At 48.9% G+C, this 13351-nt stretch carries 13 protein-coding genes; 2 read left to right on the top strand and 11 right to left on the bottom strand.

Features of this window, described 5'->3' with window-relative positions:
* Positions 1-43: 43 nt before the first annotated feature.
* The 6 genes from ACL9RG_RS00165 to prmB form a co-directional block, all read right to left on the bottom strand.
* Positions 44-331, bottom strand: coding sequence for a YfcL family protein (locus tag ACL9RG_RS00165; protein ID WP_422790548.1), 288 nt, complete (start codon positions 329-331; stop codon positions 44-46).
* 40 nt (positions 332-371) lie between these two features.
* Entirely contained in the window at positions 372-929 is a 558-nt protein-coding gene (locus tag ACL9RG_RS00160) for an elongation factor P hydroxylase (protein ID WP_422791148.1), read from the bottom strand.
* A 40-nt stretch (positions 930-969) separates the two neighbouring features.
* A complete protein-coding gene (locus ACL9RG_RS00155) occupies positions 970-1773 on the bottom strand; it encodes a sulfite exporter TauE/SafE family protein (RefSeq protein ID WP_422790547.1) in 804 nt (267 codons plus the stop codon).
* A gap of 54 nt (positions 1774-1827) precedes the next feature.
* Positions 1828-2664: a penicillin-insensitive murein endopeptidase gene (gene mepA / locus ACL9RG_RS00150; RefSeq protein WP_422790546.1), complete on the bottom strand. Its 837-nt coding sequence runs from the start codon at positions 2662-2664 to the stop codon at positions 1828-1830.
* A gap of 4 nt (positions 2665-2668) precedes the next feature.
* On the bottom strand, positions 2669-3754 hold the full coding sequence (gene aroC, locus ACL9RG_RS00145; RefSeq protein ID WP_422790545.1) for a chorismate synthase: 1086 nt from the start codon (positions 3752-3754) through the stop codon (positions 2669-2671).
* 108 nt (positions 3755-3862) lie between these two features.
* Positions 3863-4795, bottom strand: coding sequence for a 50S ribosomal protein L3 N(5)-glutamine methyltransferase (prmB, locus tag ACL9RG_RS00140; RefSeq protein WP_422790544.1), 933 nt, complete (start codon positions 4793-4795; stop codon positions 3863-3865).
* A gap of 188 nt (positions 4796-4983) precedes the next feature.
* Here prmB and smrB point away from each other — a divergent pair, with 188 nt between their 5' ends.
* Entirely contained in the window at positions 4984-5529 is a 546-nt protein-coding gene (gene smrB / locus ACL9RG_RS00135; RefSeq protein ID WP_422790543.1) for an endonuclease SmrB, read from the top strand.
* 113 nt (positions 5530-5642) lie between these two features.
* Here the strand turns inward: smrB and sixA are convergent, their stop codons facing one another.
* From sixA to ACL9RG_RS00115, 4 genes are all read right to left on the bottom strand, one after another.
* Complete coding sequence (gene sixA / locus ACL9RG_RS00130; protein ID WP_422790542.1) at positions 5643-6137, bottom strand: phosphohistidine phosphatase SixA; 495 nt, start codon at positions 6135-6137, stop codon at positions 5643-5645.
* Positions 6138-6499: 362 nt separating this feature from the next.
* Positions 6500-8767, bottom strand: coding sequence for a fatty acid oxidation complex subunit alpha FadJ (gene fadJ, locus ACL9RG_RS00125; RefSeq protein ID WP_422790541.1), 2268 nt, complete (start codon positions 8765-8767; stop codon positions 6500-6502).
* Positions 8764-10077, bottom strand: coding sequence for an acetyl-CoA C-acyltransferase FadI (fadI, locus tag ACL9RG_RS00120; RefSeq protein ID WP_422790540.1), 1314 nt, complete (start codon positions 10075-10077; stop codon positions 8764-8766). The genes fadJ and fadI overlap by 4 nt, the downstream gene beginning before the upstream one ends.
* A 387-nt stretch (positions 10078-10464) precedes the next feature.
* On the bottom strand, positions 10465-10788 hold the full coding sequence (locus ACL9RG_RS00115; RefSeq protein WP_422790539.1) for a YfcZ/YiiS family protein: 324 nt from the start codon (positions 10786-10788) through the stop codon (positions 10465-10467).
* A 400-nt stretch (positions 10789-11188) separates the two neighbouring features.
* Between ACL9RG_RS00115 and fadL the strand changes: the two genes are divergently transcribed.
* Positions 11189-12466 carry a long-chain fatty acid transporter FadL gene (gene fadL / locus ACL9RG_RS00110; protein WP_422790538.1) on the top strand — a complete coding sequence of 426 codons (1278 nt, stop codon included), beginning with the start codon at positions 11189-11191 and terminating at the stop codon, positions 12464-12466.
* A 102-nt stretch (positions 12467-12568) separates the two neighbouring features.
* Here fadL and mlaA read toward each other — a convergent pair whose 3' ends face one another.
* Positions 12569-13336 (bottom strand): phospholipid-binding lipoprotein MlaA, encoded by a 768-nt coding sequence (mlaA, locus tag ACL9RG_RS00105; protein WP_422790537.1) that lies wholly within the window; start codon positions 13334-13336, stop codon positions 12569-12571.
* Positions 13337-13351: the final 15 nt, after the last annotated feature.

Here is a 13351-nt window from a genome sequence, read left to right as displayed (position 1 = left end):
AAACGCAACAGGGTCAATTGGCCCTGTTGCGTTTTGGTGACGATTAAGCGTTGATACTGGCCAATGATGTATCGTAGAGGTTTTCCCACATTCCCAGTACCAAGATCTGGTCTCGCGGTGATAACTCCCCGGCTTGAATAGCTTTATCCAGACTGTGTTGCACCCGCACTTTTAATTGCTCAGCAGTATTTTCACCGTTCTCTTCAGCATCAGCCACTGACACCGTCAGATGACCACGCAGATAGCCGCTGGCAAACAGTTCATCGTCGGTTGCACTTTCAACCATCTCGTCAATTAGCGTCAAAATACGCTCTTCAAATTCAGCGAGCATCAAACTTCCTCTATTACTTACAGTCGATCACCAGACTATTTCAGTCTAGTGATTGCGGATATGGGAACGACTCAGCGCTCAATGGCGGCGTATTGTAGAACGATTGCAGTGCCGCAATAAAGCGTGCCGGTCTTTCTGGAATACCTTGCGCCAGCGTAGCCAAGACTTGCTCGCGGACTTTACGTTGAAAACCAATACGGTCTGGCTCGCATTCGCCACTCAAATTGTCACAGCTGACATTAAAAGGAAAACCGGCAGCGACACAGAATAGCCATTCATAAGATTGTGGCTTGATTTCAACCTGTTCGAACTCGCTTTGCGTTTGTGCATCGCGTCCGTCCGGACAATACCAATAACCAAAATCCACCAGCTCACGCCGGGCAGCACCTGCCACGCACCAATGCGAGATCTCATGCAATGCGCTGGCATAATAACCATGCGCGAAAACAATGCGGTTAAAATCTTCCTGCTCATCAGCGGGCAGATAAATAGGTTCGTCATCGCCGCGAATCAGGCGAGTATTGTACGTTTCACTAAAGCAGCCATCAAAGATATCAATCAGTTGCTGATAATGATGTATTTCTTGTTGTTGTGGCATAAGCTTTTGTTGCATAAGCTCTTGTTGCATAAATAATAACTCAGGAAAAATGTGTGCTGAACCAATGGGCAATATCAGCACCGTGATTATCGTAAATTAGCTTGGCACTCATCACCAGTGAGACTAAAACCACCATCGGACGAATCATCTTTTGCCCGTGACTTAATACCATTCTGGCGCCCAAACGCGCGCCGATAAACTGACCTATCATCATCACCAATCCCAAACTCCACACCACTTTGTTGCCGATGATGAAAAATAACAGGCCACCGCAGTTGGAGGTGAAATTGAGTAGTTTGGCGTGTGCCGTCGCTTTGGCGAGGTTAAAACCGCATAGGGTGACAAAAGCCAGTGCATAGAAGGAGCCCGCTCCCGGGCCAAAAAATCCGTCATAGAAGCCTACGCAACCACCGCCGACCAAAGCGTAAGGTAACGCTGATAAACGCCGCTGGCGATCGCTCTCCCCCAGACGTGGAGTCAGCAGGAAATATAAGCCAATACAGATAATGAGCAACGGCAAAATCTGGCGCAGAATATCCGCACGCAGATGCTGGATTAATATCGTCCCCATGACTGCGCCGATAAACGTGCAGGCAATATTGAGTTTTTGGTCAAGCAGGCTTACCGCGCCACGGCGTACAAAATAGAGCGTGGCAGAAAAACTGCCGCCAATAGATTGCAGCTTATTGGTCGCCAGTGCCTGCGCTGGGCTCACGCCCACCGCAAGCAGCGCTGGCACGGTGATTAACCCACCGCCACCGGCGATGGAATCAACAAATCCAGCCAGAATCGCCACAAAGAACAGTACGGCGTAAATCCAAGGTTCAACAATCAACCAATCCACTTAATGTACCGCTCCATATCGAGACTCTGCCAAATGTAATCGCCAAACCGGCGTTTAAAGTGAACCTACGTGATTATCGAGCAAAGCCTGGCAAGTGGCCGGTAACGGCGGTGGCTCACGCTTAACAGCAGAACCGCTGCCCGGTTTTGGCGGCAAGAACCAGCTTTGCAATTCAGCACCACAACCGTCTCCCGGAGGCGGCGCATCCTGATTCTCGCATTCACGATTACCTACTGGGCAACGTAAGCGAACATGCATATGCGCTCGGTGACCAAACCACGGGCGAACTTTATGCAGCCATTGGCGGTCGCTGCCAGCATCCAAACAAAGCTGCTGTTTGATAGCCGGGTTAACAAAAATACGCACTACTTCGCTATCTTGGGCCGCCAGTTTGATCAACGACTCGATTTGCGGCTGCCACTGACTTTTGACAATGCCTTTGCCGTTAGCCGTCACCAAATCGATTGGCTGTGGTTTCAGCAATTGTTGCTGCGTCCAGCGCTGGCGAGGGAGTTGCAGCCAGATATCGACATCCAACCCTGACTGGTGGCTGGCATGGCCGCTGCTAAAACGTCCACCCGCTGGCATCGCCATATCGCCAATCAGCATAATACCAAGCTTTTGGTTACTGGCTTGGGCACCCAGACGCTTGATGAAAGACAGCAATTCTGGCTGGCCGTAAAAGCGGCGTTGATCGGGGCGCATCACCTGATAATCAGCCGCATTTTGCGGCAGAGGCTGTGCCCCAATCTGGCAACCATTGGCATAACCGCCAATGGCCTGCGGTGAACCAGCAATCGGCTGTTTAATGGTCTGCCATGGCGTTGCCGCCATAGCAGAAGAACAGCCAAGGGCCAGCAGCAACGCGCTATAGATAGCGAAATGTCGCATTAGATTACCAACGTGGTACAGAGGAATTTACATCACCGCATTGCGCACGCTGGCGTAACAGATGATCCATCAACACAATCGCCATCATGGCTTCAGCAATAGGCACCGCGCGAATCCCCACGCAAGGATCGTGACGACCACGCGTGATCATCTCAACTTGCTCACCTTCACGGTTAATGGTGCGCCCCGGCACGGTAATACTGGAGGTCGGCTTTAACGCAATGTGGGCAATGACCGGCTGACCGCTGCTGATACCCCCTAAGATGCCGCCAGCATGGTTGCTGTCAAAACCGTTAGGGGTGATTTCATCTCGGTTTTCGCTACCGCGCTTGGTGACAACCGCAAAGCCATCACCAATCTCAACGCCTTTAACAGCGTTAATGCTCATCAGTGCATGCGCCAAATCAGCATCAAGACGGTCAAATACCGGTTCGCCCAAACCTGCCGGCAGGTTTTCTGCAATCACAGTGATTTTTGCGCCGATAGAATCGCCCGCTTTTTTCAGCTCACGCATCAGTTCGTCCAGCGCTTCAAGCTTGGATTCATCCGGGCAGAAGAACGGGTTGGTTTCGACCAGATCCCAATCTTTCAGCTCGCAACTCACATCGCCAATCTGCGCCAGATAACCGCGAATTTTTACGCCGAATTTTTGTGCCAGATATTTCTTGGCTACCGCGCCTGCCGCTACGCGCATTGCGGTTTCACGCGCCGATGAACGGCCGCCGCCGCGATAATCACGCACGCCATATTTTTGTTCGTAGGTGTAATCGGCATGGCCCGGACGGAAAACGTCTTTAATTGCGCTGTAGTCTTGCGAACGCTGATCGGTATTCTCAATGACCAAACCAATGCTGGTACCGGTCGTCACGCCTTCAAATACACCAGAAAGAATTTTAACTTCGTCAGGCTCACGGCGCTGTGTGGTATAGCGTGAGGTTCCCGGACGACGACGATCGAGATCGTGCTGCAAATCAGCCTCGGTCAGCGCAATACCTGGCGGAACGCCATCGATAATGCAACCTAGTGCCACACCGTGGGATTCGCCGAAGGTGGTGACACGGAAAAACTGCCCAATACTGTTCCCAGCCATCACGGCTCCTTAACCATTTGTAATGTAATTGGTAATAGCGTCACGCCGTCAATAAAACGACGTGTTCAATGTTCGTTTGCCGCAAGAAAACGACTTACGGCAAATAGCTTATTTGCGGTAGCTGCTAAACAACTCAGCGCAGTCCAGCAGTTGCTGTTTACTCAGCATAAAGATGCCATCGCCGCCGTTTTCAAACTCTAACCACGTGAAAGGCACATCAGGATATTGATCCATCAGATGCACCATGCTGTTGCCTACTTCACAAATCAGCACGCCCTGCTCGTTCAGGTAATCCGGTGCATCGGCCAAAATACGGCGTACCAGTTGCAGGCCATCATTACCGGCAGCCAGACCCAATTCTGGTTCGTGACGATATTCATCAGGCAGATCAGACATATCCTCAGCGTCAACATATGGCGGGTTAGTCACAATCAAATCGTATTGCAGCGGCGGCAACTCATTGAACAGGTCAGAGCGAATTGGCGTGACCCACTGCTCAATGCCGTGTGCTTCGATATTACGTTCGGTCACGGCCAGCGCGTCGGTTGAGATATCAACCGCATCGACTTCGGTTTCCGGGAAAGCGTAAGCGCTAGCAATAGCGATACAGCCGCTGCCAGTACACATATCGAGAATATGCTGCGGGCGGTGGCTGAGAATGCCTGAGAAACGGTTGTCAATCAGTTCACCGATTGGTGAACGTGGTACCAGCACACGCTCATCGACATAAAACTCCATGCCGCAGAACCAGGCTTTGTTAGTCAAATACGCGACAGGGATGCGTTCGTTAACCCGGCGGATTACTCGCTCCACAATACGGTGGCGCTCACCAGAGGTCAGGCGTGCGGTATGCATATCTTCAGGAATATCCAGCGGCAGATACAGGCTCGGTAAAACTAGCTGTACAGCTTCATCCCAAGGATTGTCGGTGCCGTGGCCGTAATAAACATTAGCGGCATTCAGGCGGCTGACGGTCCAGCGCAACATGTCCTGAATGGTATAGAGTTCACTGACGGCTTCGTCGACGAATATTTTGTCCAATTTCTTCTCCTGGGGACGGTGGGCTGGCTTACGCAACATCGCCCTAAATTTGCCGCCTAGTTTGCCACGAAGCCCGCCATAAATCAGCAGTTAGACGCGGCTGGGAACATTTTTACCACGACTTTTCTTTAGTAAGGCCGCCATCAACGGGTACACTGTCAAAATGACCTAAGAACGATGAACTGCCAATGAAAAATAAATCCCCGCTCAGCAAAGAAGAGCTGCAACTATTTCGCGAGGCCGTACCTGGAACTAAGCGTTTGAAAAATGACACAATAACGCATAAACCTGTGCGCAAGAAAGTCTCGGAGATATCACCGAAAAAGCTATTACAGGAACAGGTTGATGCCAGTTATTATTTTTCTGACGAATTTCAGCCGATGCTCGATGATGAAGGCCCAGTGCGTCACGTTCGCCCAGACGTCAGTCATTATGAGTTAAAAAAATTACGCCGCGGCGACTATTCGCCAGAGTTCTTTTTAGATTTGCACGGTTTGACACAGCTCGAGGCTAAACAAGAACTCGGGGCTTTGATTGCCGCCTGCCGCCGTGAGCATGTGCATTGTGCTTGCGTGATGCACGGTCACGGCAAGCATATTCTTAAACAACAAACGCCGCTGTGGCTGGCGCAACACCCTGAAGTATTGGCTTTCCACCAAGCGCCAAGAGAATTAGGCGGCAACGCCGCGCTACTTGTACTGGTTGAACTTGATGACAAACGCCAGGAAGGCTAATTCAAGTCACAATAGACAGCAAAAAGCCCAGCATATGCTGGGCTTTTTAGATCTCACCGGGCTTATCTTGCCAAGCCGCCGTTGAGATAATTTAGATCATCTGCCAATTACAATTAATTGGAGGCGCAGGCTTTTGCCACAACTTGTGACGGGCTGAATTGCCAGTTCAACGTACCGCTGCCGGTTTGGTCGTTGATCTCAACGTTGGCAATAGCAGAAGTAGCAAACATTGGCGGGCAAATGCCCGGACAAAGCTCAGCAACCAGATAACCCACCAGTGGCAGGTGTGAAACCACCAATACCGCACTGACACCTTGTTTTGCTAAAGTCTGTAAATCACAGGCCACCATCGCAGCATCGCCACTCGGCGTTAAGGTTTTCAATACCTCGACATCTTGTGGTAAAGGTAACGCCTGACGCACCTTTTCTAATGTCTGCTGTGCCCGTAAATACGGGCTCACCAGAACCTGCTGGATCTTGACGCCGCGCGCGTTAAGCCACGCCGCCATTTGTACTGACTCGTCACAGCCGCATTCGGTCAATGGTCTTGCTGAATCGCTGGCTGCCTCAAGTGCTGCCTCACCGTGACGCATGATAAAAACTTGCATATTGCACCGTTTTGTTAACAAAAATAGCGCTATACAGAAACGACAGGCGTTCCGTATGACCCTCTGCCTCACGTCCTGGCAAGGCACTACATCATCAAAACACGCCGTGTCTTCATAATAGCGGCCGCGCATTTTGCCTTAAAGTTAACGTAAATAAAACGCTGTTTTTTACACCAACCGTATAAAGATGTAAATAGCACTGTTCATTTATTAACCAAATTGACGATTTATCAGGGTGTTACTATTTAGTGACTCAAGCGCCAGGCCAGGAAAATCAGGCTACAAGTGGCGCTCTCCTTGTTCAGTGGTCTAGGGTTACGCTAAAACTAATATTTAGCCGTGATGCAGATCACAACTAAAAATTAATCACTTTCCTGCTCAGAATAAAAACGTTCTCCACTTTGCGCTCGCTCGACTAATGCCGAACAAGGTGCAAAATGTTCACCGTGTAACTGTCGCAGTTTTTCCAAACGCGCCACGACCTGACTGGCACCTAATTGATCAATATAGCGGAATGGCCCACCGAGGAACGGTGGAAAACCTATACCAAAAACAGCGCCAATATCGCCATCACGCGCACTACGAATAGTGCCTTCATCCAGACAGCGGACCGCCTCGTTAAGCATCATCATCACGCAACGCTCAGCAATATCGAGCGGCGATTGCTGGCGTCGCGGTGTGACGTGTAATAACGAATAAATCGTAGTATCGGCTTGTTTACTTTTACTCTTGAGCTGAAGTTTGGCTTTTAGCCCTTTTGACTCATAGAGATAAAAACCTTTGCCGTTTTTGCGCCCTTTCCTCTCATCTTTTAGCACAGCATCAAAAGATTCTGGTGCTGAGAAACGCGCCCCAAAGGCATCAACAAGAATAGGCACGATTTTGGTGGCAACATCAATCCCCACCTCATCAAGCAATTGTAATGGCCCTACCGGGAAACCAAAACGCACTAAAGAATAATCGATATATTCGATAGGTTCGCCATTGAGCAAACAGCGAGCGGCTTCATTAATATAAGGGGCTAAAATCCTATTTACATAAAACCCAGCACTGTCTCCAACTACAATCGCCGTTTTCCCTTGTTTCTTGGCTAAAGAGACTGTAGTCGCAATAGTTTGCGCACTGGTTTTTTCATGGGGGATCACTTCCACCAGCGGCATTTTATCTACCGGGCTGAAATAATGTAATCCGATAACCTGCTCAGGGCGACTCGCCTGCGCCGCAATTTGGTGAATAGGCAAAGAAGAAGTATTTGAAGCAAAAATAGTATGCTCAGCCGCATTTTTTTCTATATCGGCGATCATCTGTTGCTTCAGCGATAAGTCTTCAAATACCGCTTCAATTACCACATCAACCTGCTTAAATCCGCTGTAATCTGTACTGCCAGAGATCAACATCATCTGCTTTTGTCGTTCTGCCGGCTTCATTCGCTTACTACGAACCCGCTTGCTCAACAAATCCCAGCTATATTTCAGCGCATGGTTAATACCCTGAGGATTAATATCTTTTATTCTAACGGGTAGCCCAGCACGGGTAGCCGTCACATTGGCAATACCCCCGCCCATTAAGCCACCGCCAAGAATAGCGACCTTTTTAACTGTCAGAGGCTGAGCATCTGCTCCAAGCTCTTTTTTTAGTGCTGTAGAGGCAAAAAATAGGCTGCGAAGTGCCGCAGATTGCGAGGTCATTGCCAACTCGCCAAACGCGTTGGCCTCTGCCTGATATCCCTTACTGCGACCTTGCGTCACTCCCACGTGAATGACATCAAGAATTCTCTCGGCTGCCGGATAATTACCCTGCGTTTTTGCCAAGGTTTTTTTGCGTACCGCCTTAAATACTAGATCTCTTGCCAATGGACCAGAGGCTACGCGAGCAAAATAAGGCAGTGGTGGCCGTGCTTTCACACCTTGCTGTACTCGCTCAATTGCCGCTTGCAACAAAATAGAGTGCGGAACGGCATCATCAACCAATCCCATACGCAAAGCCTGTTTAGCACGTACGCTGCGCCCGGTCAGCATGAGATCTAGCGCATTCGGTAAACCAATAAGGCGGGGTAAGCGTTGCGTTCCACCGGAACCAGGCAATAAACCGAGCTGAACTTCTGGCAATCCAAGCTGGGTTTTGTCATCCAGAGAGCAGACGCGGCTGTGACAAGCCAGCGCCAGTTCCAATCCGCCACCAAGGCAAGCGCCGTGAATAGCGGCAACAACTGGGATATGTAATCCGGCAATACTCGCCATCACCTGTTGCCCTTTAGCCGCTAAATCAGTTGCTTGTTGAGCGGTTTGGCAACGGGCAATCATGGAGATATCCGCTCCGGCAATAAAGGAGTCTTTTTTGCCAGAAATAATCACTAATCCGGATAATTGAGGATTACGCTGTGCTTTTTGCAATATTTGCGTAATTTGTTCAACAAACTCAGCCTTTAAGGTATTAACCTTTTCGTCCGGCACATCAATGGTAATCACACCGATATTGTCGGCGGTAAACCGCAACGTAAATGCAGAAATAGCCCCATTTGGTGCCAAGTGATCCGCCTCTTGTTGGCCAGGGTCTTGCGCCGTTAAATCTTGTGGCGTTGGCGTTATTTCTATTGGCGCCGCGCCTGCCACTTCATTGCGTTGACTCATTCTGCCCCCTCAAGGATCATTGCGGCCCCAAGTCCACCCGCGGCACAAGCGGTTGTCAGCCCATAACGCCCTCCACGCCGACGCAATTCGTGCAACGTTTGAGTGATCATGCGCGCGCCTGTTGCCGCAAAAGGATGGCCATAGGCTAATGAACCACCAAGTACATTGAGCTTTTCCCAATCAACCTCACCAATAGCCTGCGCACGACCGAGTTTTTCTTGGGCAAATTGTGGGCTGGCAAACATTTTTAGATTAGCCAGTGTCTGGGCAGCGAAAGCTTCGTGGATATCAATTAAATCGAGTTCTGCAAGCGTTAAGCCTGCGCGCTCCAGCGCCAGTGGTGTCGCATAAGCCGGGCCCAATAACATGTCCTGCCACACGTCGATAGCAGAAAACGCAAAGCTTTTCAGGTAACCCAATGGTTTCAGACCTAGCTCCCGCGCCCGCGATTCACTCATCATCAATACAGCGGCCGCGCCGTCAGTCAGCGGAGTACTGGTCGCGGCGGTTACGCTACCGTGTTTGCGGTCAAATGCCGGACGCAATTTGGCGTACTGTTCAATGCTGGAATTAAGTCGAATATTATTATCGATTTGTAGCGCTTCGCGGTAAGGCGGCGCATAAGTCGTCATCACCTGTTCTTTAAGCCACCCTTGCTCCCAGGCTTTGGCTGCTAGCTGGTGAGAACGATGCGCAAATTCGTCTTGCTGTTCGCGGCTAATTTGATGAGATTTTGCCATTTGCTCAGCGGTATCGCCCATACGCAATCCGGTTGAATACTCAGCAACAGCAGGCGGCACCGGCAACAAATCACGTAATTTAAGCTTGCTAAATAGCGCCAGCTTTTGAGAAAACGTACGTGCCTTGGTTAAATCAACCAACGTTTTTGCCAACGCTTTGCTCACACCAATTGGCAATACAGAAGAAGAATCCGCGCCACCGGCAATACCAATCTGAACGGTGCCGCTAATAATACTTTCAGCGACGTTAGCCACCGCTTGAAAACTGGTCGCACAGGCGCGAGTCACGCTATAAGCATCGGTAGATACTGACATACCCGTACCGAGCACAATTTCGCGCGCAATATTCGGGGCTTCTGGCATTTGCACCACTTGCCCAAAAACTAATTGATCAATGAGCTGCGGATCAATACCACTTCTATCAAGAAGTTCGCTTACCACCATTTTTCCCAAATCTACAGCGGGAATGCCATGAAAAGCAGTCGCCTGTTTCGCAAAAGGTGTTCTTAGCCCTTCGACGATAGCAATACGATCGCCTTCTCGGGTGATCAAGGGAATTACCTTATTCATACAGGCTCCATATAAATACGCATCATCAATTTATAGTGATAACAGCTTATTGCGCTGCTACTGTCGCTAAGCCATATATCCCCTTCATACTTAAAGATGTATCTGCGTTAGCCGCTTTGACACACCGCCAATAACTTTGGAGATAACATTAGCTATACAAATATTCTTATATTTAAGAAACGCTAACAGGTCTGACCTGATGAATGAGTGTTAGCCATCTGCTGACATTTAGCAAAGTGTAGAATACCGAAGTGCGAGCAACAGCAAATTTTCAGGTGGGATAAACGGGAAATAGCGCTGAGTCGAAGAGAGGTAAGAAAATAAATACAATAATAACGGAATAAGCATCCCGCCGTTTCTCAGGTTTGAAACAGCGGGTTATTTTTATTAACGCAGACCGAGTTGGAAGATCATGGTTTCTGCCTGGCAGCAGAAAGTGAAATCAATGTTGAGTTCAACACCATCACCGACAGGTTTAGTACTAGCAGCAATGGAACAAGGTTCAGATTCCACCGCGCGGGCTTTATCTGTCAGCACCCGCAGCATTTTTTCAGCATCCTCAATCGTATTGAAAACCTGGCTGTAAGAGGCGGTGCAATCGGTATTATCCATAATGGTTCCCACATCAACACAGCAGCAAGCCGCCGTTTCCTGTGCGCTGCACTGATTAATGGCATGAACAGGTGTTGCGGTTTTCGTGAGCTCAGACATGCTTCCTCTCCCGGCCATGTGATGGTTTCCCACCTAGCCTTAGTCAATGATGAAAGATATTTCTGTCAGTATTTTACCCTAGCCAAATAGGCTGCCAGCACTTTTATCATCCTTCTATTGATGCAAATCACAGAGTCTCCCCAAATAAATTCTTAATTCCGCTAAAAAATTTCTTATCACCCATTTTTAAGAATGAAAATGTATATTTTTTGTTAAGGAGATCTAATTTTCAGCATCAAATCAGAAATATTGATTAGACAATGTTGCAACATGTGTACAGGTCGGACCTATACTTCGCTCACTGGTCTGATTTGTCAGATCACTATCGGACCCTACAATCCCGCGCTCATTGTTACGGCATGTAACATTGTTTGATAAAACATAATATGAGGTTTTGGTTATGAACCAGAAAAACCTGTTAAAAAAATCAGCTTTGGCAGTAGCAGTGGCCCTTGTTTCTTCTAATCTTTATGCGGCTGGCTTTCAATTAAACGAATATACTGCTGCCGGTCTCGGCCGTTCGTTTTCAGGTGAAGGTGCGATAGCGGACTCTGCCGCATCGGGCAGTCGCAACCCGGCGACCATGAGTATGTTTGATCGCCCTTCATTCTCCGCTGGCGCTATTTTTGTTAATCCAGATGTTGATATTACTGGCAAATCACCGGTAACCGGTCATAGCACCAATGCCAATAATATTGCGCCAACGCAGTGGATACCTAACTTACATTTCATTATGCCATTGGATGACCAATGGTCTGTGGGTACCTCAGTGACCTCTAACTATGGTCTGGCAACTGAGTTTAATGATGGTTATACCGCAGGTACGCTGGCGGGTAAAACCGACCTGATGACTGCTAACTTCAATTTAAGTACCGCCTATAAGTTTAATGAACACTTCAGCTTCGGCGTAGGTTTTGATGCCGTTTACGCCAGAGCCAAAATCACGCGTACCGGCGGTGAGTTGCTACAATTACAAAGTCGCGGCGCATTGCCAGCGGATACTGAAGTTGCCTATTTGAAAGGAGATAAATGGGGCTATGGCTGGAATGCCGGTATTCTGTATCAAGTAGACGAAAATAACCGTTATGGCTTTACCTATCGCTCCAAAGTCGATATCGACTTTAAAGGCGATTACCATAATGATCTCCCAGTTCAATTGGGTGGTACTGGTGGCAGCACTATTCCAGGTGCTCTGACTTTGAACCTGCCTGAGATGTGGGAAGTGTCTGGTTATAACCGCGTTGCGCCTAAATGGGCGGTGCATTACAGCATGACCTATACCAGTTGGAGCCAATTCCAAGAGTTGAAAGCTACTGGCAATAACGGTCAAACGCTGTTTGAAAAACACGAAGGTTATAAAGACGCTTATCGCCTCGCGCTTGGTACGACCTATTATTACGATGACAACTGGACATTCCGTACCGGTGTCGCCTTCGATGATAGCCCGGTTCCTGCGCAAAACCGCTCAATCTCCATTCCTGACCAAGACCGCTTCTGGGTAAGTGCCGGTACAACTTATGCATTCAATAAAGATGCATCCGTTGATGTAGGCGTATCTTACATGCACGGCAAAAAAGTACATATCAGTGAGCAATCAGCACCTGGCGGACCTACCTATGAATTTGATGCCAAGGGTACCGCGATGCTTTATGGTATGAACTTCAACTACGCATTCTAACGAGCTTAAGCTCCCATTGCTCACCCATGCTCGGTGAACATTAATACAAAAGCCCCTTACGGGGCTTTTGTATTTGATGGCAAACAATCACGAACGTGAACCTTAGTTTGCTGAGTCGATGCTCTGCAAATCGCCTTGGATAAGCGCGGCGTTCGGGTTTTCTTGCGGAATAAGTTTGCCTTCGCTCGCCAGGAAATCGTGATGCTGATAGTAAGCAGCACGAACAAACTCATAAGGATCGGATGAGTTTTTCAGCAAGCCATCTGAATCAAGCAACTGAGCACGTGTTTCAATGCCTTCTAATACCCACTTACCGACGGAGAACCACGGCGTGACATAGGTCATTGGTGAATAGGCCATATCGACAGCGCCGCCTAAATCTTCACGCGGGGTAAAGTTGCCATACGCCGGCAGCATAACGTAAGTACCATAACCCACATCATAGTGCGCCAAAGTACTACCGAAACGACGCGGTTGCTCCTTCGCCAACTGCGGGTTAGCCATTGAAGCCACGTCAATCAAACCGCCCATCCCTAACAAAGTGTTAAGGAAGAAACGGTTAAAACGGATAGCCGCTTCGCGAGGCTTGCCTTCAAACAGGTAGTTAACCATTGAAGCAGGCTCACTCCAGTTATCAAAGAAGTTAGTCAGGCCATTACGTGCCGGTTTTGGCACATAATCACGCCAACCCACTGCAACTGGGCGCAATACATACGGATCAAGCACGTCATAGTTAAAACTGAACATGCTGCGGTTGAAACCTTGCAACGGATCGCTGTGCGCCTGTTGATCATCTTTATTAACGCTATTCCCTGCGCAGCCTGCCAAAAATACTGTCGCTAACGCCAACCCAGTAAGGCGATAGTCCATAATGATCTCCCTATT

The organism is Rouxiella sp. Mn2063, from assembly GCF_049319665.1.
Taxonomy (GTDB): Bacteria; Pseudomonadota; Gammaproteobacteria; order Enterobacterales; family Enterobacteriaceae; genus JBMOUD01.
The sequence above is the reverse complement of the archived record's forward strand: the minus strand, read 5'-3'. Positions and strand labels throughout refer to the sequence as shown.

Excerpts from the sequence above, each read along its gene's own strand:
- sixA (WP_422790542.1), bottom strand. The coding sequence starts at position 6,137 with ATGCAAGTTTTTATCATGCGTCACGGTGAGGCAGCACTTGAGGCAGCC.
- mlaA (WP_422790537.1), bottom strand. The coding sequence starts at position 13,336 with ATGGACTATCGCCTTACTGGGTTGGCGTTAGCGACAGTATTTTTGGCA.
- ACL9RG_RS00115 (WP_422790539.1), bottom strand. The coding sequence starts at position 10,788 with ATGTCTGAGCTCACGAAAACCGCAACACCTGTTCATGCCATTAATCAG.
- fadJ (WP_422790541.1), bottom strand. The coding sequence starts at position 8,767 with ATGAGTCAACGCAATGAAGTGGCAGGCGCGGCGCCAATAGAAATAACG.
- aroC (WP_422790545.1), bottom strand. The coding sequence starts at position 3,754 with ATGGCTGGGAACAGTATTGGGCAGTTTTTCCGTGTCACCACCTTCGGC.
- ACL9RG_RS00165 (WP_422790548.1), bottom strand. The coding sequence starts at position 331 with ATGCTCGCTGAATTTGAAGAGCGTATTTTGACGCTAATTGACGAGATG.
- mepA (WP_422790546.1), bottom strand. The coding sequence starts at position 2,664 with ATGCGACATTTCGCTATCTATAGCGCGTTGCTGCTGGCCCTTGGCTGT.
- fadI (WP_422790540.1), bottom strand. The coding sequence starts at position 10,077 with ATGAATAAGGTAATTCCCTTGATCACCCGAGAAGGCGATCGTATTGCT.
- ACL9RG_RS00160 (WP_422791148.1), bottom strand. The coding sequence starts at position 929 with ATGCCACAACAACAAGAAATACATCATTATCAGCAACTGATTGATATC.
- smrB (WP_422790543.1), top strand. The coding sequence starts at position 4,984 with ATGAAAAATAAATCCCCGCTCAGCAAAGAAGAGCTGCAACTATTTCGC.
- fadL (WP_422790538.1), top strand. The coding sequence starts at position 11,189 with ATGAACCAGAAAAACCTGTTAAAAAAATCAGCTTTGGCAGTAGCAGTG.